Source organism: Peribacillus sp. FSL E2-0159, assembly GCF_038643155.1.
GTDB classification, from domain to species: Bacteria; Bacillota; Bacilli; order Bacillales; family DSM-1321; genus Peribacillus; species Peribacillus simplex.
Map to the genome: position 1 here is coordinate 5,470,844 of NZ_CP152053.1, position 26,319 is coordinate 5,497,162.

A 26,319-nucleotide genomic window follows, 5' to 3' on the forward strand; every position below is an offset into this window, starting at 1 on the left:
CCCCAATCGAACGCAGGTAATCTATTTTTATCAATCAAAAAACCGTCCCCGCTTATATCTACGGAACTATGTGGCTTTTTGTTTCATTTACAAGCATATTATAAAGCAAATCCGCCACTTTTTTTGTGTCATGGCGTATTACATTCCCTTCATAGCTAAAAATGCGTTCCTGTATGATTTCAAGCCCCATACGTTTTAAACTTTCCACATCATACATGACCGGTTTGGCATATTCAGCTTGATAGCGTTGCTGAATCTCGGTTGGTATTTCCTCATTATTAACAAGTATCCTGTCAATATATGCATTTCCCATATGGTCATATATCGCTTTTATATGATCGCTCGCACTATAATCCAGCGTCTCGCCGGCTTGTGTCATCAAATTGCAAATGTACACCTTCTTAGCCTTGGAACGGCCAACCTCTTCTCCTAAACCAGGGACAAGTAAGTTAGGCAGAATGCTAGTATATAGGCTTCCTGGACCTATGACAATAAGATCAGCCTGCTTGATTTCCTGGAGAGTTTCACTAAGCGGCTTTATATGATGAGGAGACAGAAATACTTTTTTTATTTTCTTTCCTGAGAAGGGGATCTTGGATTCTCCTGTAACAATCGTTCCGTCATCCATCTCCGCATGGAGAACCACACTTTGATTGGCAGCCGGAAGCACTTTACCGCGGACATTAAGAAATTTACTCATTTCCTGGATCGCATGGACGAAATCCCCGGTCAACGAGGTCATTGCCGCCAGTATCAAATTCCCCAGCGAATGCCCGGACAACTCATTTTTACTCTGAAAGCGATGTTGAAACATTTGTTCAACAAGGGGCTCTACATCCGATAACGCAGCCAGCACGTTACGAATATCACCCGGAGCGGGAATATCCATATCCTCGCGAAGGCGGCCTGAACTTCCACCATCATCAGCTACCGTTACGATTGCCGTTATATCCACCGGATGCTTCTTTAACCCTCTCAACAAAACGGGAAGGCCGGTTCCCCCTCCAATGATCACAACCTTAGGTTGTTTCTTTTTTACTAACATCTGCTTTCCCCTTACTTTTATCGATATCGCGATGTGATACTTGAACCCTGTAATCCTTTTTGAAGTGGTTTGAAATATACTCCGTCAATGCTACAGATCGGTGCTGCCCGCCTGTACACCCTATCGCAACAACAAGCTGTGCTTTTCCTTCACGTTTATAATATGGAAGCATGAAGGCAAGCAGATCTGTCACTTTTTCCAAGAACTTTTGCGTCTCACTCCATTTTAAAACGTAACTCGACACTTCCTGTTCCAAGCCAGTCCTTGGCCTCATATGGTCAATATAATATGGATTTGGCAGGAAACGCACATCAAACACAAGGTCGGCATCTATGGGCAGGCCATGCTTGAACCCGAAGGACATGACATTGACTGTAAAACCTACACTTTTATCGGCAGAAAATTCCGAAGCGATTTTCTCCCTCAATTCGCGCGGTTTCAGTTGGGAAGTATTAAAGATCAACTGAGCCCTTCCCTTCAATTCGTCCAAAAGTTCCCGTTCCATTTTAATGCCTTCCAATGGCCGGCCTAATGGAGCAAGTGGATGGGTCCTTCGCGTTTCCTTATATCTGCGGACCAAGGATTCATCATCAGCTTCAAGAAAAAGGATTCTTGGTGATACTGCAGTTGTATCCGTCAAATTATCCAGTGCAAGAAATAAGGAATCAAAAAACTCCCTTCCCCTCAAATCCATGACAAGAGCCACTTTATTCATCTTATTCCCGGAGTCCTTCATTAACTCCAAAAACTTTGGCAATAGCGTGGGCGGCAAATTATCGACGCAAAAAAAGCCGAGGTCTTCAAAACTTTGAACCGCCACTGTCTTACCTGCTCCGGACATTCCGGTAATGATGACCAATTGCGTTTCACTCATCTGCCCTGTACTCATAGTTTCTCCGCCCCCATGTATAGCAATCTTTTTTATATATGAAAATTAACCTGGATCCAATCGGTAAGAAAGTAGCTTAAACTCAGGCGTATAGGTAAAGGTACCATAGATGATCCCACTTCCATGAACCATATAGTCCAGGATGTGAAAATCACCTTCAGCCATCATCAGCTTTTTAACATCTTCAACCGGATGCCAGCTAAGTTCTCCTTCTTCACAAACATCCACATTTACACCATCGGAATCCGTTGCAAAGAAAGTGAACATCATCCATTCTGACAAAACCTTATCTCCGTCCTTCATAATGAAGGTGAAAATACCTTTGATGGAAGGGTTTTTCAAATAAACGCCCGTTTCTTCGCGATATTCCCTAATGCAAGCATCGCGTACAGATTCCCCAGGCTCCATCTTGCCACCTGGAGCTACCCACCATCCGCGTCTAGGCTTTTTCAATAAGAGGATTTGATTATCTTTGATCAATACACAGTTTGTGACACGTTGCACGTTCTTCACCTCAATTGGCTCTGCTCGACTATAGAAACCTTCACCCCCCGTGTTGAAGAGATTCAGTTCATATCCTTAAACCGCCGCTAGATATCCATTTGGCGATTTACAAATGCTAATAGTTCAAACAAGTTGTATTTTTCATCTTCTTACCATTATGAAAGTTATATATATGTTTAGTATATCTTATCATTATACTATTTTTGAAATGAGCTAACAATAAAGTAAACTTCCTGCATTGGGGGAATATTCATTCGCAAGGAATCACGGAGGTATACCTTTATCCTGCTTATCACCTATTCTTCTCCACTTTCGCTGCCTAAATGCACAGGGATGGCTTACTTCACATTAAAAACCATTTGAAAACATCCTAAAAATTGGAACTAAAGATATAGTCTCAAAGCAGGAAAACAAAAAAAAGACACAGAAACTTAATCTGTGTCCTTAAACGTTTATAATTAAAGGGGGTCAACTTCTACCCATACTATACCCAATCATTATTTCACACGTGTTACAACATCGTTAAAACGGAATTACGATTGTATAATCTTATGAAATCAAGCCTTTGGCTGTAATTTTTCTTGAAGTTCCTCAACAAAATGCTGAGCAGATTGAGCGGCAATGCTACCATCGCCTGTAGCTGTAACGATTTGGCGCAATGTTTTTTCACGAACGTCACCAGCAGCAAAAATACCAGGGACGCGTGTTTCCATCTGATCATTCGTTTCAATATAGCCTGTGGAATTCAAAATACCCAAGTTCTCAAATGGTTTAGTTAGCGGAAGCATTCCGATATAAATGAATACACCGTCTGCGTCCATCACTGTCTCTTCTCCGTTTTCAGTGGAAACTAGAGTGACACCGCCGACTTTGCCGCCTTTTTCATTGATTTCCTTCAAAGTATGATTCCAGATGAAGTTAATTTTCTCATTGGCAAATGCACGATCTTGAAGAATCTTTTGAGCACGAAGTTCGTCACGTCTGTGAACGATCGTCACTTTTGAAGCAAAGCGGGTTAAGTACACACCCTCTTCAACAGCAGAGTCTCCGCCGCCGATAACGAACAGTTCTTTTTGCTTGAAGAATGCACCATCACAAACTGCACAATACGATACACCGCGGCCGCCCAATTCTTTTTCGCCAGGAACGCCGATTTTCTTGTATTCGGCACCAGATGAAATGATGATTGAACGTGCTTTGAATTCCTTTGAACCGGCTTTGATCGTTTTGTACTCTTCACCGTCAATGATTTCCTTAACATCCCCATAGGCATACTCCGCACCGAATTTCTTTGCATGGTCAAACATTTTCGTTGAAAGTTCAGGTCCGAGTATAGTGTCGAATCCAGGATAATTTTCAACTTCCTCAGTATTGGCCATTTGCCCGCCCGGTACTCCGCGTTCTAACATCAATGTTGAAAGGTTCGCACGTGATGTATAGACAGCCGCCGTCATCCCTGCAGGACCAGCTCCAATAATAACAACGTCATAAATTTTTTCAGACATGTTTTCACTCCTCCATATTCCATTACAAATGGAACCTTCACTACGGTTAGTGTTCCCTACCTATTATCCTATATAACAAATAATTTTTCGTCCAAATATCTGCTCATTCCAGTAAGTTTTGAACCAACTTTACGTACTTCGTTAAGGTGGACACCGATATGAAATGTTTGTCTGCGATTGCCTGTTTGCTCGCCTTCTCATTTTTAAGCTGATTCCACACGTACTCCACCGCAGATGCCCAGCCTGCTGGATTATTTAACTTCTGCTCGGATTTTACCGCTTCGATAAAGACGGAAAACCACATTAAATAGAGCCCAGCTTCGTTTAATTGTATCGGTTGGAAATGCTGATATAATAACTCAGCTGTGCGATCGGCAAAATCAATCGGTGTTAATTGACGATCTTTAGCAGGAACTTGAACAAGTTCGGCATAATCACGTTCCAAATCAGTGAAATTCTGATTTAGGTTGAGGACCTGATTTTTCAATAGCTTCTGTTTATGAACCGAATGTTTCAGAAGAAAAATGGCAAACAGCCTTTCTTCGATGAATTCACTTTCCAGCCTTTTTATTATAGAAGGAAAATGATGTTCAAAACCATCTGAAGTTTCATTCATATCTCCCCAAGGCTCCATGCCTTCCTTTTCCGGGTTCATTTCCACGACCTTTTTCCATGCCTTTTTGGCAGCTTGTTCATGGCCTAAGTGGTAAGCGGAAATGGTAAGCCAATAGTAGAAGGTTCCATCTCCCTCGAACCCTTGCTTTTGGAGTACTTTCAGCCATTTATATGCAGAAGCATAGTTTCCGATCAAAGCGAAGGTCGCTCCAAGCTTGAAACGATGTTCGGATAGCATCGGCCGAATTTTCTCCAGCATCTGTATGAGCTCTTCAACCTTTGCTTCATCCTGTTGATAATGATGAAAAACAACAAGGTTACAAAGCGCATGCAGGTTTCCCGGACTTTTTTCCAGTACCTCATCAAGTGTTTCAAAAGCTTCATTTACTTGACCAAGATAGAAATAGGCAAGTGCCAGGTTATTATAAGCGGACCAGTAATCCTCGTACTCGGCAATCGTTTCTTTCAACACTTCGATCGCTTTCGGGAAATTGCCTGATTCAAGGTACTCACGGGCTTGTTCCTGTTTGGTAATGAGCCCATCATGCTTAAAGGGATTTTCTTCTGACTCATCCGACTCAAAAGTTATCAGTTCAAGCAGATCCTCTGCGTCATCGCAGAACTCCCCATCTTCTTCTTTATCAAGATAAGCACTGGCGTGACGATAAGCCTCCTTGAACATGCCTAAGTGGGCATAATTATTCGCCAGGAAGTAATGACATTCCGACATATAGGGATCCATCACATCCAAGATGTTTTCCAAAAGATTGTTTGAATAATTATATTCACCGATTTCCGAGCAAGTGATTGCCAATTGACAGGCTATCATCGGTTCAGCAGGTTCAAGTTCAAGCGCACGTTCCAGGTATTTTTTTGATTTAGGTAATTCTCGTCTATGATAAGCTTTTAAACCCTTGGTGAAATAATACTCACCTGTTGGGTGAAAGGTTAGAATTTTTGCCTGTTGGCCAAATTTAGAGTCTTTACTCATGTAATCCTCCATCTACAAGTTGATTAACCATAGTATTATAACATATTGGTGTAAATTTGCCGAATAATTCAAGAAAATGGAAAATGAGAATTACCCTGCTTCTTTAAGAAAAATTGAAGTATATTCCTAGTCAAATGAGAAGTCAAGATTGCGCTCATAGTTGTAAAAACACAAAAAAGCCCTCCGATTGATGGAGGGCACAGTTAGTAGACAAAAGGGGTTGGAAAATATCTCTTTCATCAATGATGTTCCCGAACAAAGCAACACCTTCAAATCTCAGGTATGGTTTCTACCAAAATTTTTCAGAAAAAGTTGATTAGTGAGGAAGGTGCGAGACTCCTGCGGGAAAAGCGCGTATAGGGGAGACCCCGCCGTAAGCCGAGGGCGGACCGCCCGCGGAAAGCGAGTGCCTGGAGTGGAAATCAACATCCAAATTGTACAAGCCATAAAAAACTGAAGACAAAATTGATTTTCATCGAGTTTGTCTTCAGTCTGAGCCCTCCTACTGAAGGAGGGCAATCAACATTCATTCGGTTTCTTTCGGTTCGTCCTTATCGGCATGTCTAGCCTTCAATACATCAAGCACTGCTTGGAAAGGCAGGTCCTGCTCCTGAAGAAGAACGAATAAGTGATAGAGTAGATCGGCACTTTCCATCGAAAGTTCCTCTGCATCACGGTTCTTGGCAGCAATGATCACTTCTGCCGCTTCTTCACCGACTTTTTTCAGGATCTTATCAACGCCCTTATCGAATAGGTAGGTAGTATATGAACCTTCAGGCATCTCCGATTTTCTTTTTTCAATCAATCTTTCCAATTCCGTCAAGAAAGTCACATTCGCCTTCACGTCTTGTCCAGCTTCACTGTTTTGGTAAATCGTTTCGCTAAAACAGCTTGTTGCCCCTGTATGGCACGCAGGACCTGCTGGAACGACCCGAACGACCAATGCATCTTGGTCACAATCATACTTCATTTCGATGATTTTCTGGGTATTGCCGCTGGTTGCTCCTTTATGCCATAATTCATTGCGCGAACGGCTGAAGAAAACCGTTTCACCTTTTTCAATCGACAATTGCAGTGAGTCTCGGTTCATATAAGCAAGTGTCAGCACTTCACCGGTTCCTGCATCTTGAATAATTGCCGGTATCAGACCTTTTTCGTCGTATTTAATAGTTTCAAGATTCATCGTACAACCACTCCTTGTTGTTTGAGAAACGCTTTGACTTCTTTGACGGATGTTTCTTTATAATGAAAAATCGATGCGGCTAATGCTGCGTCGGCTTTACCTTCTTGGAAGGCTTCCTGGAAATGCTCAGCGTTACCTGCCCCGCCTGAGGCGATGACCGGCACTGAAACGGCTTCAGATACCGCTTTTGTCAAAGCGATATTAAACCCTTGTTTCTCGCCGTCACAATCCATGCTTGTCAATAAAATTTCACCTGCACCGCGGATTACGGCTTCCTTCGCCCACTCGATCACATCCCATTCAGTCGGTTTCCGACCGCCGTGGGTATATACACGCCATGAACCAAGCTCTTCATCATATCGGGCGTCTATGGCGACCACGATACATTGGGAACCAAAATAATCAGCACCTTCATTAATTAAATCAGGGCGCAGAATGGCTGCTGTATTTAAGGATACCTTATCGGCACCGGCTCGTAAGATCTTCTTCATATCCGCCAATGAATTAATGCCGCCGCCCACCGTGAACGGGATTGCCAAGCTGCCAGCTACCGCTTGAACGACGTCGACGATCGTTTCCCTGCCTTCATGTGAGGCGGAAATATCCAGGAAGACAAGCTCATCGGCACCTTCTTGGTCGTAAAAGGCTGCAAGTTCGACAGGATCCCCAGCATCCCTAAGGGAAACAAATTGGATGCCTTTGACTACGCGCCCATCCTTTACATCGAGACATGGAATAATTCGTTTAGTGAGCATTTAACCACGCACCTTTTCTAGTGCTTCTTCTACAGTGAAACGATTGGTATACAGTGCCTTGCCAATGATTGCCCCTGCAATGCCTTGGGCTTCATACTCCTTGAGGGTGATAAGGTCCTCCAGTGAACTAATGCCCCCCGAAGCAATCACGTTTTTACCAGTTGCCTCCGCCATGGCCAATATACCTTTCACATTCGGACCTGAAAGCATGCCATCCGTCGCGATATCAGTCACGATAAAGGTCTCTGCACCAGCATCGGCCAGTAATTTACCAAGATCTATCGCAAGGGTTCCAGACGTTTGAAGCCAACCATGAGTGGCAACCCTGCCATCCTTCGCATCGATCCCGATTGCGATATGGCTTCCATATTTCCTGATCATATCTTTAGTGAAATCAGGGTCTGAAACGGCCGTGCTGCCTAGAATGACACGTTCCACTCCATTATCCAAGTAATGGGCTATATCCCGTTCCGTACGGATGCCGCCGCCGATTTGAATGCGGGCCCCTAACTCACTTGCAGCTTTAATTACGTATGAATCATTGATGCGTACTCCCTCTTTAGCTCCGTCAAGGTCGACCATATGTATCCAATCGGCTCCTTGGTCCGCAAAGCTTTTAGCCATATCGAAGGGGGAATCGCCATAAACGGTTTCCTGATTGTAATCTCCCTGGATTAAGCGGACACATTTGCCTCCACGCATATCAATCGCCGGGTAAATAGTAAAGTTGCTCATGCTTCTTCCTTCCCTTCTACTAATGACAGATAATTTCTTAAGAGTGACATGCCCATCTTCCCGCTTTTTTCCGGATGGAACTGCATGCCGAATACATTCCCTTTACCGACGATCGCCGGCACTTCCACATCATAAGTCGCCGAAGCGGTTACGAATGATTCATCCGTATCGACGTAGTAAGAATGGACGAAATAAACATGTTCCTCTTCCAGCCCCTCATTCACTGGTGACGCTTGTTTAAATTCAAGACGATTCCAGCCCATGTGCGGCACTTTATAAACCTGGTCATTCGCATCCACTCCTTTAAAACGAACGACTTTACCTGGGATGAGGGATAATCCTTTTGCTGGTCCATTTTCCTCACTTTCATCAAAGAGAAGCTGCATACCAAGGCAGATGCCTAATAGATAACCTCCATCGGCTACATATTCCTTCAAGAATTCATCCAGCTTTTGTTTTTCCAAGAGACTCATGGCATCCCTGAAAGAGCCAACGCCGGGAAGTATGATCCCTTTCGACTTTGAAAGTTCATTTGGGTCATCGGAAATGAATGAATCGGCACCAAGGCGCTCAAGCCCTTTACTTACAGAAAATAAATTCCCCATGCCATAATCGACGATCCCGATCATTTACAACATTCCTTTCGTCGAAGGGATGCCTTTGACACGTGGATCGATTGTCGTAGCTTCATCCAATGCACGTCCAAGCGCTTTGAATATTGCTTCAATCATATGATGTGTGTTGTGACCGTAATGAACGACTACATGCAGGTTCATCCTGGCTTCAAGAGCGAATTTCCAAAGAAACTCGTGCACCAGTTCTGTATCGAAAGTACCGACCTTTTGCGAAGGAAACTCGGCGCGGAACTCTAGATGCGGACGATTGCTTAAATCGATGACAACCTGGGCGAGCGCTTCATCCATAGGTACGAAAGCATTTCCGTAACGCTTTATCCCGCGCTTGTCTCCAAGGGCCTCCAATAACGTCTGCCCCAAGCAAATGCCAATATCTTCAGTTGTATGGTGATCATCCACGTCTGTATCCCCATTTGCAACTACTGTCAAATCAAACTTCCCGTGTTTCGTGAATAAATCCAGCATATGCGTCATAAACGGAACGCCCGTCTTAATGGAGGAATAACCTTCCCCATCCACACCAAACTTCAAACTAATTTCTGTTTCATTCGTCTTTCGCTCCACACTAGCAAAACGTTCCATTACAACTCCTCCTCAACGGGGTAAGACCCCTTTTCCCAAGATGTAAAAGCATGTCAAAAGTCTTTATATCAGTGATTTCACTTATTTAATAATTCAGGACTTTTTCCCGGATTCATTCACACCACGTGATTCAATGGCACGGGCGTGAGCCTCAAGTCCTTCCATTCGGGCAAATGCTGCGATTTTTTCTGCATTTTTGCGGAAGGCCGTTTCACTATACATGATGATGCTCGATTTCTTTTGGAAATCATCCACATTCAGCGGGCTGGAAAAACGGGCGGTTCCATTGGTAGGCAACACATGATTGGGACCTGCAAAGTAATCCCCGACGGGCTCTGAACTATAGCGGCCAATGAAGATTGCCCCGGCATGGCGGATTTTAGCCATGATTTCAAGTGCATCTTTGGCCACAATTTCCAAATGTTCCGGTGCAAGTTCATTAATCGCTTCAACAGCTTCTGCCATATTCCCGCATACAACGATTCTTCCATAATCCCTTATGGATGCTGCAGCAATATCATGGCGTGGAAGCAACGCCACCTGCTTGGTCACTTCTGCTGCCACTTCTTCTGCAAGAGACGTTGACGTCGTAACCAAAACACTGCAAGCCCGGGCATCATGCTCCGCCTGTGATAGTAAGTCTGCCGCAACTTCTGCAGCTACGGCTGATTCGTCCGCCAATATCGCTATTTCACTTGGACCTGCTATCATATCAATGGCTACATCTCCGAATACTTCGCGCTTCGCTAACGCCACATATATATTTCCTGGACCCACTATTTTATCCACGTTCTTAATTGTTTCCGTCCCATAAGCGAGAGCAGCTATGGCCTGAGCCCCGCCAACTTTATAGATTTCCTTAACTCCGGCAATTTTGGCAGCTGCCAATACCGCTGGCGATAATTTCCCATCTTTCCCTGGAGGAGAAACCATAACGATCCGTTCCACCCCAGCGGCCTTCGCAGGCAACGCATTCATCAATACTGACGAAGGATATGCCGCTGTGCCTCCAGGTACATAAATACCTACAGCATCAAGAGGTGTCAATTTTTGTCCTAGCATCGTTCCCGTATCATCAGTCGTAAACCATGAATTCCGAATTTGTTTCTCGTGAAACATCCGGATATTATTCGCAGCTTCTTGAATAATATCAAGCTGCTCAGCAGTTAAGGCCGCTGTCGCTTCTTCCATTTCCTGTTCCGATACAAGTAATTCCCCTGGGCTGACACCATCGAAACGTTCGGTATAGGTATGTAAAGCGGCGTTTCCGCTTTTCCTGACATCATAAATAATATCCTGAACCGCTTTTCTTTGATCGGCAGTACCTGCTTCAACCGAGCGTTTCAGTGAAATCCTTTCAGCAAACCGTTCTATTTTCATACCTTCACCTCATTAGCGATTCTTTACTATTCAATAATTTCTGCTAGCCGTTCCACGATTTCGGTAATCCTTGCTTCTTTAATTCGATAGCTGACAGGGTTTGCCACCAGCCTCGAAGTCACATTGGCGATTTTTGCATATTCCACAAGACCGTTTTCCTTCAATGTCCGCCCCGTTGAAACGATATCGACGATACGTTCAGCTAAACCAATTAACGGTGCTAACTCAATAGACCCATTCAACTTTATAATCTCGACTTGCTCCCCCTGCTCACGAAAATAACTGGAGGCAACATTCGGATATTTACTGGCTATTTTGGGAGCGATGTCACTTATTTTCGTACCCGGCAGTCCAGCTACAGCTAAATAGCAGGCACTGATTTTCAAGTCAAGTAACTCATAGACATCACGTTCTTCTTCTAACATGACATCCTTCCCTGCAATTCCAATGTCAGCGACGCCGTGTTCCACATAAGTTACAACATCCATCGGTTTAGCTAAAATGAACCGCAGATTCTCCTCTTCCACTTCAAGGATCAATTTCCGGGAATCATCAAACTCGGGAGGGAGACGAAAATCGGCCTTTCTTAATAGCTCTGCCGCTTCTTCAAATATTCTCCCTTTCGGCATCGCAATCGTTAAAAAGCTATTATTCATCTTTTCCATTCCCCCCATTCCCTACGAATAAATGAACGTCAGAAAATGTCCGTGTAAAAGCATCGACATTTTGGACGACTGTAATATCTTGAATCGTTACCGATTTCCCTTCGGAGCGTTTCATTCTTGCAAATTCAATTGCTTCCAATCTCCGTTCAGGACTGAATAAAATACATTCTGGTGCGACAGGCTGGATCGGCTCCCCAAGAGCTTCTGCAAGACGATCCACCCGGATTGCAAAACCTGTGGCCGAAGCATTCCAGCCGAACTTATCAAGCAGATTATCATACCGGCCGCCATTGCCGATTGGCGAACCAACTTGTCCGGCATACACTTCAAATAAAGTTCCCGTGTAATAACTCATATGACTGACCAATGTTAAGTCGAAGCTCACATATTGTTCAACGCCAAATTCTTTCAGCTGCGCAGACAATTCCTTCAGTTCAGCCAAAGAATCTTGCCCCTTATTATTTTCAACCAACCCTAGCGCCTTTTCCAAGGTTCCTTCACTGCCTCTTAATGAGGTAAATTCTATAAGCCGTTGTTTATCAATGGATGAAAGCGGCAGTGATTTAACATGCTCACGATAACCAACATAATTCTTTTCATACAAAAACTTCCTTAATATAGAGGCTCTTTCCTCCGTACCTAGAATGCTTAAGAAAAATTCTTGCAGAAATCCAATATGTCCAATGGAAATCTTAAACTCCTTAAGCCCGGCAGCCTTTAAAGCATCCGCAAGCAGGGCAATCATTTCAGCATCGGCACTTATAGACTTATTTCCGATACACTCAATACCAATCTGTTCGAATTCTGCCGGCCTGCCTCCTTCACGCTGCTGTGCCCGGTATACATTCGCGGAATAGGCCAATCGAAGCGGAATTTGCTGTTTTAACAGTTTGGATGCTGCGACCCGTGCAATGGGGGCTGTCATCTCTGGACGGAGTACTAGCGTATGCCCCTGGGAATCAAGAAGTTTAAACAACTGTTGATCCAATATTGCTGAAGCCTCGCCAATTGTTTCATAATATTCCAAAGCAGGCGTTTCAATAAATTGATAGCCCCACTTCTTGATTTCATCACTCATTTTATTTCTGGCCGACACTTTCGTTTCATACAGCACCGGCAATGTATCTCTCATGCCTAACGGTTTTTCAAACATAAATGGCTTTGTCACGACTGCACATCCTTTTGAAATATTGATTACTATCTATATCTAATCGGTCCGCCTATAGGCAAAAACCGATGCACCATTCCTTATTTTGTTTATCCCTTTATCTTTCCAAGGTTTCACGCTTAAATCCAAATTTCGGATAACATATAATAAAAATAGTACCAAATTAAATGACATAATCATATAAATACTCAAAATAATCTATTAAATCACTTTAGTTCGCTAATATGGTAGCAGGTTGAAGTTATTAATAGTTTACCCCTGCCCCTCCCTTACGTCAAGGAAAATATGCCTAGCCCCATTACTTCAATACCACGGTGGTCATGGATATTCTTCATGATCGGTTTAAGTCCTATCGGAAGGAGTTATACCATATTCCCCGGATAATCCTTCCTATCTTTAGCCGTTTTTCGTGATTAATGTATACCTTTTGGTTTAGCTGTTTTATAATGTTTAGGAGTTTGGTAACATTATTAAATTTTAGGAGGAAATGGAAATGAAGAAATATTTTTCATTTTTTGTGGCACTTATCGTTCTTTTTTCACTGGGTTTAAGCGGAACGAAGGGTTTTGCGGCAACTAAGATCAACCAGGATGAGCTTAATGCATACCTTTCTGAAGTTAGAATGACGCAAGAAGAATTGGAAGAGTATTTATCCTATTACGACTTAACATTGAATGAACTGGAATCGATAGAAGAGTTGCGTGATACATTAGGACAAACCGTCACTCCTGAGACCTTACAGAATCTACTTAAAGAATATGAAATGACAGAAGCTGAACTTACGGAATTATTAATAGAATACGGCGAACTGGAAGAAGGAGATTCCATCATCGATACCTTCCATTTCATTTACGACATTGAGGATATCATCGATTTAGAAATGGGCTATGATGAGGAAGAGATGGAATATGATGATGAAGAGCTCATCGATTTAATGGATGGTCTCTTTACTGAGATCGGCCTTACAGACGAAGAGCTAGACAGATTCATGAACCATCTTTTACCTATCGTCGAAGACCCTTCTTTTGAAGATCGTTTAATGGCGATCTCCGATAGGATGGATCAACTCGAGTATTTTGAAACAATTGATGAATTGTCAGCAGAACAAGTGGCTGAGTTGCTTTCTATATATAAAGATCTTCAAAGCTTGCTGCAAATTCAATTCAAATTCGCCTTAATTCAGGATGGTGTCACGACAAACCTATCCCTTGAGGCTTTATTCCAGCTTAAGGAATTGAAGAATGCTAGTTTACTAGTTTCCATTTATGATTTAAACGGCAATTTTTTGCTCGATTTCACATTAACAGGTGAAATGATCGGTTCCGATTTAGTGAAAGAAACCGGTAATGACATTAAACAGTCCACTGAGGTCATTTCTAAAGTGGTTGAGGTAAAAAAAGAAAAGAAGAAACCCGCAAAACCTGAACATAAAACGGAAAAAGGCGGAGTGCTTCCTAAAACGGCTGGTAATTACTTATTCGGTGCTTTAATCGGTTTAGTGTTGATGGGTATCGCTTTCGGATTAATTAGAAAAGCGAGACTCACTAATTAAGATGAGCAATAATAGGCAATTCAGGCATAAGAAAAAGTGGTTACTTATCACTGCTGTTTGCTTTTTAACCTTAGGTTTTTATTTTACAACGACAAATGCCTATACGCTGTTAAAAGGCTATGCCCTATATAAAATGAAATCTGACACAACGGAAGTGACGGCTAAGCTCCCCGAACCGAAGACGAAAGCAGATATTCCCGCTGGGCTTGAACTATATGAAGAACGACCGGAGACAGGTGATTTGATGGGTGAGCTTTATATTCCAAAAATCGAGGCAACACTCCCAATTTATCACGGAACAGACGAAGATGAACTCGAAAAGGGCGTCGGTCATTATGCGGGGTCCGTCCTCCCCGGTGAAAAGGATAATTCCGTTTTATCCGGTCACCGAGATACAATTTTCAGAGATCTAGGTGAAGTCGGCGAGGGCGACTTGCTGATTGCCAAGACAGAAGCCGGTTCGTTTACATATAAAGTGAGGAAGGTTCGTATCGTCGATGCAGATGACCGTACCGTGATCGTTCCCAAGCCTAAGGCCACACTTACAGTAACAACCTGCTATCCTTTTTCATATATTGGTAGTGCACCGGAACGGTACGTATTGGTGGCCGATTTATTGAAATCGGAAATAGATAAATAAGATATGGGGCTGAAGTTGTTCAGCCCCATTTTCATAAATCTTTAATAGAAGATAGGAGGACATCCTCAATATGGATAAACAGGCACAGGAAAGGTTTTTTCGAATTTTAAAAGAAACGTATGAAGCGACGGTGAACCAGGAAAATGTATCAATCAACGAAGTGATAGGGCATCTAAAGAATGAACTGACTCCGTTATACCCAAAATGCCATTAAAAAGGACCTGCCGCATATATGGGCAAGTCCTTTTTTCATAAAGAAGTTTGCTGCTCTCTCTCAAGCATTTCCTCTTTGGTATATATGATTTTCATTGGATTCCCCCCGACGAAAGCTCCCTCCGGAACATCCTTGTGGACAAGCGTCCCCGCAGAGACAATCGCCCCATTACCAATTGAAAGTCCTGGAAGAATGGTCGAATTCGCTCCAATCAATACTTCATCACCAATGACTACATCTCCTAAACGATATTCATGAATCAAATATTCATGAGCAAGGATCGTCGTATTATAGCCAATGACAGTATTTATTCCAACCGATATTTTTTCCGGAAACATCACATCCGGCATGACCATCAAGGCAAACGAAGTATGCTTCCCGACTTTCATATGTAAAAAAGTCCTGTATAGCCAATTCTTCATACCCAGAAATGGAGTATAACGCGCCAGCTGTATCACCACAAAATTCTTTACGACTTTCCAGAATGGTACGGTTTTATATACATGCCATAGTGAATTGGCCCCTTCAACTGGATAGCGGGACGTGCGTCTCATTTTCTTGCCTCCGTGAGCTTATCAACCTCAACGATATTCAATAAATCTGCCATCTTCTCAAGCATATAATCAGGGTGATAGCTTTCCAAGAATTCACGGCCTTTAATGGACCATGAGACCCCTGCCGTTTTTGTACCTGTATTTTTCCCGCCCATAATATCATGATAACTGTCGCCAATCATGATTGCTTCTTCAGGAACCGAACCGAGTTGATTTAAAGCTTTTACCAAAGGCTCTGGGTCCGGCTTTGCTTTTTCCACCTCATCCAGCGTGACCACCACTTCAAAGAATTGATCAAGTTTGCTTAAACGCAGGCCCTTTTCGACGACATCACGCTTCTTTGTCGTAACGACTGCCAATTTATAGCCGCTCTGCTTCAATGTTTGAACGGTTTCGAACACTCCGTCAAATTGTGTAACAAGCAAATCATGGTTCCTCCAATTATGCTCCCGATAGTATGCGATCATTTCTTCCACTCGTTTTGGATCAATGGAAGAGAAAGTATCGACCAAAGTCGGTCCGATAAATGGAATGATATCTTCCCGATTGAACTTTCCAGGACAAAAGTGGTTTAAAGTTTCTGTAAAAGAGGCGATGATCAATTCATTTGTATTGATCAACGTCCCATCAAGATCAAATAATAATGTAGTTATGTTACTGTTCATATACAGCTTCCTTTCTCTGTACCCTGTCAGTCCGATTCCATATATACGCAACGGCCATCGTTAAAACAATGGCAGTGAGTACCCGAATAAGTAACAACGGCAAGACCGGAATCCCCAGTGGAATAAAAATCAGTGTGTCTTCTACAACAGCATGGCAGGCAACTAAAAAGATGAATGCAATCGTCATATCCTTCTTCGAAACATTATCCTCTTTAGCCGCTTGAATCATTACGCCTGCTCCATATGCCAAACCGAGAGTCAGGCCTGTAACGAAAGGCATTGAGGCATTCGGCTTCATCCCCAGGACCTTCATGAAGGGAGCCAAGGCTTTCGAGAAGGCTTCCAGCCATTTTAAATCTTTCATGATTTGAACCGCCACCATGAGCGGAATAACGATGACCGCCAGCTGGCCGATTCCTGAAAGGGCCTGGATGACCCCATGTAAAAGGATTGCACCCGCTCCGTTAATCTCTGCAGCCTCCCCGATAGCCACTCCTTGGGCCATTTCAGATCCGCCCTGCCAAACAAGATTGATGACGACCGCGGATAAAAGCGCAAGCCCGATCCGCACTGTTAAGATGATCCATAGCTTGACACCGGTTTTCATCGCCACACCTGACTCGATCAATAAATTATGTGAAAAAGATAGCATCATAGCGATAATAAAAACTTCTTTCACAGTTAAATCCAGCGTTAATATGCCTGCGATCGCTGCGTACAAATTCAGGAAATTCCCTAACACGAGCGGAATTGCCGCATCCCCTGGAAGACCGATGAGATTCATCAAAGGCGCTATCAAGTTAATGATGAATGGCAAGACAGGCGTATATTGAAGCACAGTGACGATCAGAGTGACTGGGAATATCACTTTTCCCAAAGACCAAGTTGTATTCAAGCCTGAAAGAAGTCCCTTTTTAATCGAATCCACTAACACTATGCCCTCTCCCTTTACACATATTCCCTATGCATCTAAATATCTTTTGTCTGCATGCCCGCGGACCCTTCTATAGACCACTAAAGCAATGGCTACAGCTACCAACACAATCGAGATCACTTGTGCGATACGCAGCGTTTCCGTCAGCATCAAACTATCCGTCCGCAATCCTTCAATGTAAAAGCGGCCGATGGAATACCATAATACATAGGTTAAAAATAGTTCCCCCCTGCGCAAGTTCACCTTCCGTAAACTTAAGAGAATAATCACACCGACGATATTCCAAATCGATTCATACAAAAAGGTTGGGTGATAATACGCACCGTTTATGTACATTTGATTAATGATGAATTCAGGCAAATGCATATTTTCCAGGAATGACCTTGTTATTTCTCCCCCATGCGCTTCCTGATTCATGAAATTACCCCACCGGCCAATCGCCTGCCCCAACAATAAGCTTGGTGCAGCAATATCCGCCAGCTTCCAGAATGAGACTTTCTTGACCTTGGCAAAGACGATCGCAGTCAGCACCGATCCAATCAGCGCACCATGTATGGCAATTCCGCCATTCCATATTTTTATGATATCCCCTGGGTTTTGTGAATAGTACTCCCATTGGAAGATCACATAATAAATACGGGCACTAATGATCGCGATTGGGACAGCAAACAAAATCATATCCGTAAATATTTCCTTATCAAGACCTCTTCGCTCAGATTCCCTTAAAGCGATAATAAGACCCAATAACACACCGAAACCGATGATCAGTCCATACCAATGTACCTGGATGGGGCCTAGATCTATCGCTATTGGATTCAGCGGCTGTATTCCTTGTTCCATTTTGTCCCCTCTTTTCCTATAACCTTTTAAAATTCATCATGTTCCGGATCTGCAATGGCATGGTTCAAGCGATCTGAAAACTGTTCTGCAGCATTTACTCCCATTCGTTTCAGGCGGTAATTCATAGCTGCCACTTCAATGATAACGGCTAAATTTCGGCCTGGACGGACAGGCACTGTAATTTTCGTCACTTCCGTATCGATGATTTTCATTTTTTCTTCATCAAGACCAACCCGGTCATACTGCTTGTTTTTTTCCCATAGTTCCAAATTTATGACGATTGAGATCTTTTTATTGCTCCGGACTGCACCAGCTCCAAAAAGTGTCATTACATTAATGATTCCCAATCCTCTTATTTCAAGAAGATGTTCGATTAAATCCGGGGCATTCCCGACTAGCGTATCTTGGTCTTCCTGCCTGATTTCGACGCAGTCATCGGCTACGAGACGATGACCCCGTTTCACTAATTCTAGGGCTGTCTCACTTTTACCGACTCCGCTTTTCCCGGTGATCAACACCCCTAACCCATAGATATCCACCAATACACCATGAACAGCAGTGGTTGGCGCCAACCTGCTTTCAAGGAAATTGGTCAGACGGCTGTATAACCTTGTTGTCTTCATACTAGATCTCATCACAGGAACGGATTCCCGCTCAGAAGCTTCGATCAATTCTATCGGTACTTCCTGACCACGCGTGATGATGATGCCTGGAGTAAAGTCCCTGCATAACTCTTCCATCCTCTGTATTCGATCCGGTTCATTCAACCGATTAAAAAAGGACATCTCCGTCATACCTAAAAGCTGTACTCGATCTGCGGGATAATAATCAAAAAAACCGGCTATTTCAAGTCCGGGACGAGATAAATCACTCGTTACGATTGGTCGGTTAATTCCTTCTTCCCCACTGATAAGTTCTAGACCGAACGCTTCTACTATATCCTTTGTACGGACTTTTGCCATATATCTTTCCTCCTTTTGGAGTGATGCTATTTTTTGAGATACTTTTTCTATTTTAGCATTTTTCTGTTAATAACCAAACAAAGCATTATCGATTTACTGTTTTTTTATTCACTCCAACCGGATGACGGCAGTAGGAAGGTCCCCGTGAATAGGAAAGAGATGAGAGGAACATACAATAATTAAGAATCCTTTCGCTTGTTTCATCCTAAAAATTGGTGGGCTCACCTTGCAGACAAAGGGGGGGCACAAATCAACATCTAAATTGTACAAGCCATAAAAAAACTGTAGGCAAACTCAATTTCCATCGAGTTGCCTACAGTCTAGCCCACCAGTTATATCAGCGGACTTTCTTTTTCTTCAGGATACCGTTATCGCTGCAGTCTTGGTTTCTGCAAAGACATGAAGTACAGGAACCTCTTCTTTAACCGTCTTAAACTTAAGGACCTTCTGAACCACATCACTTTTCTCTTCGATGATGGTCATCCCTTCCAAAGTTACATTAAAGCTTCCTAAATTTGATTTCAACTCTCCTTCGATCGCCTTACCTGGTGGCAGGGTCAGCAGGACTTTTCCAGTGATTGACTTAGCATGGATCGAATCGCAATCCATCCCCGAATTCGTACAGATGATTTCCCCATTGAAAGTTTGGACATCCAATTTCTTGAAATATCCATCGGCATTAATTGCTCCATTCAGGGTCTCGGCTTCCAAGTCATTAAAGTTAGTATCCGAAATGGTGATCATCCCGTTAGCTGTTTCAAGCTCACATGAATCACCCGTACCCTGCATGATATGAATGGCACCATTCGCCGTCTTTGCTTTAAGGTTCTCTGACTTCAATGATTCAGTCGTGATAGCGCCATTGAACATCCTTACATGGATATCCTCATATTCCCTCCTTGGAATGTACATGATCGTATCAACCTTTATGGATTTTTCACGAACCTTGAACCTCAATTTTCCATTTTCAATCGTGAAATCGACTTCTTCCAAAAAGTTCTTCCTGGCTTCTTCTATATCTTCCACACGGTATACCTTAGCTTCACATTCAACCCGGACATCATTATGGTCCCATGCGGCGATTTTTATTTTCCCATTTGCTATATCCACATCAACTTCATTCAGGAAATCATGATCATGCTGAAAAATATGACTGACCTCTACAGATTTCCCGAAATTGAAATCAAGGTCCGTTTCTTTGATTTTCTTAAAAGCACTTTCAACGAAATCAATAATCTTTTCTTTCGATGACTGGATATTCTTCTTAAACGTATCCTGAGTGCTTCCTTCACTTTTATTATCCACAACTACCGTCGATAATTCATTTTGCAATTTCTGCTCTTTAGCTTCACTTTCCTGACTGGCTTTATCTAATTCTTCCAATAGGCCCATGGCTTCTTCCGCAGATAACTTTCCATCCTGAATCATTTCTAAAATCTTCTTTCTTTCCTCCTGCATGAACATTCCTCGCTTTCTTCTATCATTTTATTCATACATACGCCTAGATATCTAAAAAGTTTCATAAATACCGTTTTTCCCATCATTCGACAAAGGGAAATGACAATTTCCGAAAAGGAAGATGTATGATTTCCCCGGAAATATCTTGTTTTCCTATTCTTTAATCAAATGATTGATTAAATGCACACCGTCATTTTTCTACAAAAAAACAAGCCTGATGGCTTGTTCCAGACTGTAGATAAACTTGAAGAAAAGCCAGTTTGCCTACAGTTTTTTATAAAAACCATTCCAATTGATTTCAGAAATCCGCTCCCTTTCCGCCGACTGTCTGCCAAGCCTCCTCGGCGCAAGCGCCTGTGGGGTCTTGGCTAGCCAGTTATTCGGCAGGAGTGTCGCAAATTTCTTCAATCCAATAAGGATTACAGTAAAAAACATTAAGGATAATAATCTAGTCTTATCTTAAAATCATGGCTCGGGATGACGTTCCGAACCTCCGATTGTAGACAGATTCTAAGAATAGCCAGTTTGCCTACAGTTTTTTATAAAATCATTCCAATTGATTTCAGAAATCCGCTCCCTTTCCGCCGACTGTCTGCCAAGCCTCCTCGGCGCAAGCGCCTGTGGGGTCTTGGCTAGCCAGTTATTCGGCAGGAGTGTCGCAAATTTCTTCAATCTTGCGATGGTTTCATAACCCTGTTTTATTTCACCGATCGGGATGACCGTCTAAACCCTTTTTGTCTAATACCTGAACAAGCCTGATGGCTTGTTCTTTTAAGCATGTTCATGCTCAGTTTCTTTTTCTTCAATCCAATTTTCCATGCGAATTTGATCACGGGTAAGTACAGGTTTTAAGTATTTTCCCGTATACGATTCGGAAACTTCACATATTTTTTCAGGTGTTCCATAAGTGACGATCGTACCGCCCTTATCTCCGCCTTCAGGTCCCAGGTCAATAATATGGTCCGCCGTCTTGATGACATCCAGATTATGCTCAATCACCAAAACTGTATCCCCATTTTCAACCAGCCGCTGCAGAACCTGGAGCAGCCTGGCTATATCGTGGACATGAAGTCCGGTAGTTGGTTCATCCAAGATATAAAAGGAGCGCCCAGTGGAACGGCGATGCAATTCAGAAGCAAGTTTCACCCTTTGCGCTTCACCGCCTGATAAAGTGGTAGCAGGCTGTCCAAGCTTGATATAACCCAAACCAACGTCATAAATCGTTTGTAGCTTCCGTTTGATTTTTGGGATATTTTCAAAGAAACTAACACCTTCCTCGACTGTCATATCGAGAATGTCGGAAATGTTTTTCCCTTTATATTTCACTTCAAGAGTTTCCCGGTTATAACGTTTCCCATGACAGATTTCACATGGGACATAGACATCTGGAAGAAAATGCATTTCAATCTTGATTATGCCATCACCACGGCATGCTTCACAGCGGCCGCCCTTCACATTGAAACTGAACCTTCCTTTTTTATAACCGCGGATCTTCGCTTCATTAGTCGAGGCAAATACGTCACGAACATCATCGAATACACCCGTATAGGTAGCTGGATTCGATCGTGGGGTTCTGCCGATTGGTGATTGGTCAATATCAATGACTTTATCTAGATGCTCAATTCCCTTAATCTCACGGAAATCGCCTGGTCTGGCTTTTGCACGATTCAGCTTTTGAGCCAATGATTTATGAAGAATCTCATTCACTAATGTACTTTTCCCTGACCCAGAGACTCCTGTAACAGCTGTAAAGACCCCAAGTGGGAATTTTACATTAACGTTTTTCAAATTATTTTCCTTGGCACCTTTTATCTCAATGACACGACCATCATTTTTCCGGCGTTCCAATGGCAATGGAATGAATTTCTTCCCTGCTAAATATTGGCCCGTTAAGGATTTAGGATTATTCATGACCTCTTCCGGAGTACCAGCGGCCACGATTTCTCCTCCATGCGCTCCTGCTCCAGGACCAACATCGATCAAATAATCCGCAGCAATCATCGTATCTTCATCGTGCTCGACAACAATCAGGGTGTTCCCGATTTCGCGCATATTCTTCAATGTTTCAATTAATCGATCGTTATCCCTCTGATGCAGCCCTATTGAAGGTTCATCCAAAATATAGAGGACTCCCGTCAATCGGGAACCGATCTGCGTCGCCAATCGTATTCGCTGCGCTTCACCGCCTGATAATGTTCCCGCTGCCCTGCTCAACGTCAAATATTCCAAACCTACATTAGCCAGGAAACCAAGCCGCTCACGAATTTCACGTAAAATCAATTTCGCAATTGCAGCTTCCTTTTCAGTCAAATCAAGCTCATCGAAAAATACTAACGCATCTTCCACTGATAAAGCTGTCGTTTCACTTATATGGACCCCTTGAATGAGCACGGAAAGACTCTCTTTTTTCAATCGATGACCCTTACAGGTTGGACAGTGATGTTCAGACATATATTTCTGCATTTGCTCACGAATATAGTCTGAACTCGTCTCCTTGAAGCGCCTTTCGATGTTTCTTAAAACTCCTTCAAAAGGAATATATCCTTCTTGCACTCTTCCAAAATCATTTTTATAACGGAAATATATCTTATCTTTACCGGAACCAAACAAGACCTTATCCATTTTCTCTTCCGGTAAATCTTTAACGGGTACATCCATATCTATCTCATAATGTTTGGCTACCGCTTCAAGGAGCTGCGGATAATATTGAGAACTCGTCGGCTCCCATGGTGCAATCGCATGTTGACGGAGGCTTAAATCCTGATTCGGGATGACCAGATCACGGTCCACCTCAAGCCTCGCTCCCAAGCCATCACAATCCGGGCAGGCCCCAAACGGGCTATTGAAGGAAAACATTCTCGGCTCTAACTCTTCAATCGAAAATCCGCAGTATGGACAAGCATGATGTTCACTGAACAGCAGCTCTTCCTCACCCATGACATCAATGATGACTTTGCCTTCGCCAAGCTGCAAAGCACTTTCCAATGAATCTGCAAGCCTAGCCATGATACCCTCTTTAATGACGATCCGGTCTATGATGACTTCAATCGAATGTTTTTTATTTTTTTCGAGAGTGATCTCCTCACTGAGATCATGCATTTCCCCGTTCACACGAATGCGGACATATCCTTGTTTCTTAACTTCCTCCAAAACTTTTGCATGTGTCCCTTTTCTTCCTGAGACGAGCGGCGCCAATACCTGAAGCTTGGTTCGCTCAGGGTAATCAAGAATGCGGTCCACCATTTGCTCAATCGTTTGTGAGGTGATTTCAATATTATGGATCGGACAGGTCGGTCTTCCAACCCGTGCAAATAACAGCCTTAAATAATCATAGATCTCCGTAACAGTCCCTACGGTTGAACGAGGATTTCGACTGGTCGTTTTCTGGTCTATGGAAATGGCCGGTGACAAACCTTCAATCGCATCGACATCCGGTTTATCCACTTGGCCTAAGAATTGACGGGCATAAGCGGACAGTGATTCTACATAACGTCTTTGCCCTTCTGCATAAATCGTATCAAAAGCCAAGGAAGACTTTCCAGATCCCGATAATCCGGTCAGCACAACAAGTTTGTCTCTCGGTATCGTGATATCAATATTCTTTAAATTGTTGGCCCTGGCACCTTTTATCACAATTTTATCCATTGCCATGTTTCGTCACCCTTCCGCTTTTAACTCTAGTAATAAATCACGCAGCTCGGCAGCTCGCTCGAAGTCCAGTGCCTTTGCCGCTTCCTTCATTTCTTTTTCCATGCTTGCCATAACTTTTAAACGCTCTTTTTTAGGAAGCTTCGCGAGGCTTGGTGCAAGGTCTTCCTTATACTCTTCGCTTTCTTCGGCTACATGAGTCGCCCTTATGGAGTCACGGATATCCTTTTGAATGGTTTGAGGCATTATTCCATGCTCTTTATTATAATTTTCCTGGATTTCACGACGCCGTCTCGTTTCATTGATGGCAAGTTCCATCGAATTCGTGATGCGGTCTGCATACATGATGACGTGGCCGTTGGAATTACGGGCTGCACGGCCCATCGTTTGAATAAGCGAACGTTCCGAGCGAAGGAATCCTTCTTTATCGGCATCCAGAATGGTCACTAACGACACTTCCGGTATATCCAGGCCTTCCCTTAAAAGATTGATTCCAACGAGTACATCATATTTGCCCATTCGAAGTTCCCGGATGATTTCTATCCTTTCCAAGGTCTTCACTTCCGAATGAAGATATTGGACCTTGATGCCGATTTCCTTTAAATAATCAGTTAAATCTTCGGACATCTTTTTCGTCAAGGTCGTAATGAGCACACGCTCGTTCTTTTTGACGCGCTCCTGTATTTCACCGATCATGTCATCTATCTGCCCTTCAATCGGCCGCACTTCTACCGTCGGATCCAGCAATCCGGTAGGACGGATGATCTGCTGAACCATTTCTGGCGTATGTTCGAGTTCATATGGTCCCGGAGTTGCCGAAACGAATATGGATTGATGGACCTTTTTTTCAAATTCTTCAAATCTTAGCGGGCGGTTATCTTTTGCAGACGGCAGACGGAAGCCATGATCGACGAGCACTTGCTTACGCGCCTGATCTCCATTGAACATTCCGCGGATTTGCGAAAGGGTTACGTGTGATTCATCCACGACCAATAGGAAGTCCTCTGGAAAGTAATCTATTAAAGTGTATGGTGTCGCACCTGAGGGACGAAGGGTTAAATGGCGGGAATAGTTCTCGATCCCTGAACAAAAGCCCATTTCCCGCATCATTTCCAAATCATAACGGGTCCGCTGCTCCAAGCGCTGTGCTTCAAGGAGTTTTTCATCTTCCCTTAATTCCTTCAATCGCTCTTCCAATTCCGTTTCGATGTTTTGAATAGCTATCCGCATTTTCTCTTCGCGGGTTACGAAGTGGGAAGCTGGGAAAATGGCGATATGTTCACGTTCACCGGTAATTTCACCAGTCAGGGCATCGACTTCACGGATACGGTCAATCTCATCCCCGAAAAACTCGACCCGTACGCAATGTTCATCACGTGAGGCCGGGAAAATTTCGACCACGTCGCCGCGAACGCGGAAGGTCCCCCTTTGGAAAGCAATATCATTCCTCTCATATTGAATATCCACGAGTCTGTGCAGCAAGGCATTCCGGTCTATTTCCATGCCTTTTCGGAGGGAAACAACCATCTCCCGGTACTCTTCAGGAGAACCGAGTCCATATATGCACGATACACTGGCAATGATGATGACATCTTTCCTTTCGAACAAAGACGAGGTTGCCGAGTGACGCAGTTTATCGATTTCATCATTAATGCTTGCATCTTTTTCGATGAAGGTATCCGTAGATGGAACATAAGCCTCTGGCTGGTAATAATCATAATAGCTAACGAAGTATTCAACGGCATTATTAGGGAAGAACTCTTTAAACTCACTGTAAAGCTGCCCTGCCAACGTTTTATTGTGGGCAATGACAAGAGTCGGTTTATTGATTCTTTGAATCACATTGGAAACGGTGAACGTTTTCCCTGTCCCCGTTGCCCCCAATAACGTCTGCATTTCCTTGCCTTCCTTAACCCCTTCGACTAGCATTTCAATTGCTGCCGGTTGATCTCCTTGAGGAGAGTATTTTGAGACTAACTCAAACTTATCCTTCACCAAGCATAGCCTCCTATTGAAATATTTTTATATGAAGACGGGACATGTCTATATCCCTTCTATTTATTCCGGTTTAATAAAGCATATATACACATTCTACCACAATAGCCTTAAAACAAACCAGCAATAAGCGAACATCCATTCTATTTTTGAATTTTGGAAATCATGATGTGTTGAGGGGAATGACACGTTTGAGTACAAAAAA

24 protein-coding genes are annotated in these 26,319 nt (G+C 43.2%); 3 read left to right on the top strand and 21 right to left on the bottom strand.

What is annotated here, in order from left to right; translation table 11 throughout:
- Window positions 1–58 precede the first annotated feature (58 nt).
- The 13 genes from NYE63_RS26835 to NYE63_RS26895 form a co-directional block, all read right to left on the bottom strand.
- Window positions 59–1,045 (bottom strand): YvcK family protein, encoded by a 987-nt coding sequence (locus tag NYE63_RS26835; RefSeq protein WP_342603448.1) that lies wholly within the window; start codon window positions 1,043–1,045, stop codon window positions 59–61.
- Window positions 1,020–1,934, bottom strand: a complete 915-nt coding sequence (gene rapZ / locus NYE63_RS26840) for an RNase adapter RapZ (RefSeq protein WP_342603449.1) — start codon at window positions 1,932–1,934, stop codon at window positions 1,020–1,022. Before rapZ ends, NYE63_RS26835 begins: the two co-directional genes overlap by 26 nt.
- Window positions 1,935–1,979: 45 nt before the next feature.
- The gene (locus NYE63_RS26845) at window positions 1,980–2,438 is read right to left on the bottom strand and encodes an 8-oxo-dGTP diphosphatase (RefSeq protein WP_063233957.1); all 459 of its coding nucleotides are present in this window, start codon (window positions 2,436–2,438) and stop codon (window positions 1,980–1,982) included.
- Window positions 2,439–2,995: 557 nt separating this feature from the next.
- Window positions 2,996–3,943: a thioredoxin-disulfide reductase gene (gene trxB, locus NYE63_RS26850; protein WP_063233956.1), complete on the bottom strand. Its 948-nt coding sequence runs from the start codon at window positions 3,941–3,943 to the stop codon at window positions 2,996–2,998.
- Between the two features lie 103 nt (window positions 3,944–4,046).
- Complete coding sequence (locus NYE63_RS26855) at window positions 4,047–5,549, bottom strand: tetratricopeptide repeat protein (RefSeq protein WP_342603450.1); 1,503 nt, start codon at window positions 5,547–5,549, stop codon at window positions 4,047–4,049.
- Window positions 5,550–6,075: 526 nt separating this feature from the next.
- Window positions 6,076–6,732 carry a bifunctional phosphoribosyl-AMP cyclohydrolase/phosphoribosyl-ATP diphosphatase HisIE gene (gene hisIE / locus NYE63_RS26860; protein ID WP_342603451.1) on the bottom strand — a complete coding sequence of 219 codons (657 nt, stop codon included), beginning with the start codon at window positions 6,730–6,732 and terminating at the stop codon, window positions 6,076–6,078.
- Window positions 6,729–7,487 carry an imidazole glycerol phosphate synthase subunit HisF gene (gene hisF, locus NYE63_RS26865; protein WP_063233953.1) on the bottom strand — a complete coding sequence of 253 codons (759 nt, stop codon included), beginning with the start codon at window positions 7,485–7,487 and terminating at the stop codon, window positions 6,729–6,731. Before hisF ends, hisIE begins: the two co-directional genes overlap by 4 nt.
- Complete coding sequence (hisA, locus tag NYE63_RS26870; protein WP_144478118.1) at window positions 7,488–8,222, bottom strand: 1-(5-phosphoribosyl)-5-[(5-phosphoribosylamino)methylideneamino]imidazole-4-carboxamide isomerase; 735 nt, start codon at window positions 8,220–8,222, stop codon at window positions 7,488–7,490.
- Window positions 8,219–8,851 (bottom strand): imidazole glycerol phosphate synthase subunit HisH, encoded by a 633-nt coding sequence (gene hisH / locus NYE63_RS26875; RefSeq protein WP_342603452.1) that lies wholly within the window; start codon window positions 8,849–8,851, stop codon window positions 8,219–8,221. The genes hisA and hisH overlap by 4 nt, the downstream gene beginning before the upstream one ends.
- A complete protein-coding gene (gene hisB / locus NYE63_RS26880; RefSeq protein WP_342603453.1) occupies window positions 8,852–9,439 on the bottom strand; it encodes an imidazoleglycerol-phosphate dehydratase HisB in 588 nt (195 codons plus the stop codon).
- A 93-nt stretch (window positions 9,440–9,532) separates the two neighbouring features.
- On the bottom strand, window positions 9,533–10,819 hold the full coding sequence (gene hisD / locus NYE63_RS26885; protein ID WP_342603454.1) for a histidinol dehydrogenase: 1,287 nt from the start codon (window positions 10,817–10,819) through the stop codon (window positions 9,533–9,535).
- Window positions 10,820–10,845: 26 nt separating this feature from the next.
- The gene (hisG, locus tag NYE63_RS26890) at window positions 10,846–11,475 is read right to left on the bottom strand and encodes an ATP phosphoribosyltransferase (protein ID WP_342603455.1); all 630 of its coding nucleotides are present in this window, start codon (window positions 11,473–11,475) and stop codon (window positions 10,846–10,848) included.
- Window positions 11,468–12,652: an ATP phosphoribosyltransferase regulatory subunit gene (locus tag NYE63_RS26895; RefSeq protein WP_342603456.1), complete on the bottom strand. Its 1,185-nt coding sequence runs from the start codon at window positions 12,650–12,652 to the stop codon at window positions 11,468–11,470. The genes hisG and NYE63_RS26895 overlap by 8 nt, the downstream gene beginning before the upstream one ends.
- Before the next feature lie 493 nt (window positions 12,653–13,145).
- Between NYE63_RS26895 and NYE63_RS26900 the strand changes: the two genes are divergently transcribed.
- From NYE63_RS26900 to NYE63_RS26910, 3 genes are all read left to right on the top strand, one after another.
- Entirely contained in the window at window positions 13,146–14,204 is a 1,059-nt protein-coding gene (locus tag NYE63_RS26900; RefSeq protein WP_342603457.1) for a processed acidic surface protein, read from the top strand.
- Window position 14,205: 1 nt separating this feature from the next.
- Entirely contained in the window at window positions 14,206–14,844 is a 639-nt protein-coding gene (locus tag NYE63_RS26905) for a class D sortase (RefSeq protein WP_342603458.1), read from the top strand.
- Window positions 14,845–14,914: 70 nt separating this feature from the next.
- On the top strand, window positions 14,915–15,058 hold the full coding sequence (locus NYE63_RS26910) for a hypothetical protein (RefSeq protein WP_342603459.1): 144 nt from the start codon (window positions 14,915–14,917) through the stop codon (window positions 15,056–15,058).
- A gap of 35 nt (window positions 15,059–15,093) precedes the next feature.
- On the opposite strand, the gene NYE63_RS26915 is transcribed toward NYE63_RS26910, so the two are convergent.
- The 8 genes from NYE63_RS26915 to uvrB all read right to left on the bottom strand — a co-directional run bounded on the left by NYE63_RS26915 (window position 15,094) and on the right by uvrB (window position 26,114).
- Window positions 15,094–15,612 carry an acyltransferase gene (locus NYE63_RS26915; protein ID WP_063233944.1) on the bottom strand — a complete coding sequence of 173 codons (519 nt, stop codon included), beginning with the start codon at window positions 15,610–15,612 and terminating at the stop codon, window positions 15,094–15,096.
- Window positions 15,609–16,277, bottom strand: coding sequence for a pyrophosphatase PpaX (gene ppaX, locus NYE63_RS26920; RefSeq protein WP_342603460.1), 669 nt, complete (start codon window positions 16,275–16,277; stop codon window positions 15,609–15,611). Before ppaX ends, NYE63_RS26915 begins: the two co-directional genes overlap by 4 nt.
- Window positions 16,267–17,211: a nucleoside recognition domain-containing protein gene (locus NYE63_RS26925; protein ID WP_063233942.1), complete on the bottom strand. Its 945-nt coding sequence runs from the start codon at window positions 17,209–17,211 to the stop codon at window positions 16,267–16,269. The genes ppaX and NYE63_RS26925 overlap by 11 nt, the downstream gene beginning before the upstream one ends.
- A 27-nt stretch (window positions 17,212–17,238) precedes the next feature.
- Window positions 17,239–18,051 (bottom strand): prolipoprotein diacylglyceryl transferase, encoded by an 813-nt coding sequence (gene lgt, locus NYE63_RS26930; RefSeq protein ID WP_342603461.1) that lies wholly within the window; start codon window positions 18,049–18,051, stop codon window positions 17,239–17,241.
- Window positions 18,052–18,077: 26 nt separating this feature from the next.
- Entirely contained in the window at window positions 18,078–19,013 is a 936-nt protein-coding gene (gene hprK, locus NYE63_RS26935) for an HPr(Ser) kinase/phosphatase (protein ID WP_063233940.1), read from the bottom strand.
- A 357-nt stretch (window positions 19,014–19,370) separates the two neighbouring features.
- Window positions 19,371–20,471, bottom strand: coding sequence for a DUF4097 domain-containing protein (locus NYE63_RS26940; protein WP_342603462.1), 1,101 nt, complete (start codon window positions 20,469–20,471; stop codon window positions 19,371–19,373).
- 771 nt (window positions 20,472–21,242) lie between these two features.
- Entirely contained in the window at window positions 21,243–24,122 is a 2,880-nt protein-coding gene (gene uvrA, locus NYE63_RS26945) for an excinuclease ABC subunit UvrA (RefSeq protein WP_342603463.1), read from the bottom strand.
- A 6-nt stretch (window positions 24,123–24,128) separates the two neighbouring features.
- The gene (uvrB, locus tag NYE63_RS26950; protein WP_342603464.1) at window positions 24,129–26,114 is read right to left on the bottom strand and encodes an excinuclease ABC subunit UvrB; all 1,986 of its coding nucleotides are present in this window, start codon (window positions 26,112–26,114) and stop codon (window positions 24,129–24,131) included.
- Window positions 26,115–26,319 lie beyond the last annotated feature (205 nt).

Bases quoted from the DNA above. Each gene is read 5' to 3' on its own strand.
- NYE63_RS26835 (WP_342603448.1), bottom strand. From the start codon at position 1,045: ATGTTAGTAAAAAAGAAACAACCTAAGGTTGTGATCATTGGAGGGGGA.
- rapZ (WP_342603449.1), bottom strand. From the start codon at position 1,934: ATGAGTACAGGGCAGATGAGTGAAACGCAATTGGTCATCATTACCGGA.
- trxB (WP_063233956.1), bottom strand. From the start codon at position 3,943: ATGTCTGAAAAAATTTATGACGTTGTTATTATTGGAGCTGGTCCTGCA.
- NYE63_RS26855 (WP_342603450.1), bottom strand. From the start codon at position 5,549: ATGAGTAAAGACTCTAAATTTGGCCAACAGGCAAAAATTCTAACCTTT.
- hisIE (WP_342603451.1), bottom strand. From the start codon at position 6,732: ATGAATCTTGAAACTATTAAATACGACGAAAAAGGTCTGATACCGGCA.
- hisF (WP_063233953.1), bottom strand. From the start codon at position 7,487: ATGCTCACTAAACGAATTATTCCATGTCTCGATGTAAAGGATGGGCGC.
- hisA (WP_144478118.1), bottom strand. From the start codon at position 8,222: ATGAGCAACTTTACTATTTACCCGGCGATTGATATGCGTGGAGGCAAA.
- hisH (WP_342603452.1), bottom strand. From the start codon at position 8,851: ATGATCGGGATCGTCGATTATGGCATGGGGAATTTATTTTCTGTAAGT.
- hisB (WP_342603453.1), bottom strand. From the start codon at position 9,439: ATGGAACGTTTTGCTAGTGTGGAGCGAAAGACGAATGAAACAGAAATT.
- hisD (WP_342603454.1), bottom strand. From the start codon at position 10,819: ATGAAAATAGAACGGTTTGCTGAAAGGATTTCACTGAAACGCTCGGTT.
- hisG (WP_342603455.1), bottom strand. From the start codon at position 11,475: ATGAATAATAGCTTTTTAACGATTGCGATGCCGAAAGGGAGAATATTT.
- NYE63_RS26900 (WP_342603457.1), top strand. From the start codon at position 13,146: ATGAAGAAATATTTTTCATTTTTTGTGGCACTTATCGTTCTTTTTTCA.
- NYE63_RS26905 (WP_342603458.1), top strand. From the start codon at position 14,206: ATGAGCAATAATAGGCAATTCAGGCATAAGAAAAAGTGGTTACTTATC.
- NYE63_RS26910 (WP_342603459.1), top strand. From the start codon at position 14,915: ATGGATAAACAGGCACAGGAAAGGTTTTTTCGAATTTTAAAAGAAACG.
- NYE63_RS26915 (WP_063233944.1), bottom strand. From the start codon at position 15,612: ATGAGACGCACGTCCCGCTATCCAGTTGAAGGGGCCAATTCACTATGG.
- ppaX (WP_342603460.1), bottom strand. From the start codon at position 16,277: ATGAACAGTAACATAACTACATTATTATTTGATCTTGATGGGACGTTG.
- lgt (WP_342603461.1), bottom strand. From the start codon at position 18,051: ATGGAACAAGGAATACAGCCGCTGAATCCAATAGCGATAGATCTAGGC.
- hprK (WP_063233940.1), bottom strand. From the start codon at position 19,013: ATGGCAAAAGTCCGTACAAAGGATATAGTAGAAGCGTTCGGTCTAGAA.
- NYE63_RS26940 (WP_342603462.1), bottom strand. From the start codon at position 20,471: ATGCAGGAGGAAAGAAAGAAGATTTTAGAAATGATTCAGGATGGAAAG.
- uvrA (WP_342603463.1), bottom strand. From the start codon at position 24,122: ATGGCAATGGATAAAATTGTGATAAAAGGTGCCAGGGCCAACAATTTA.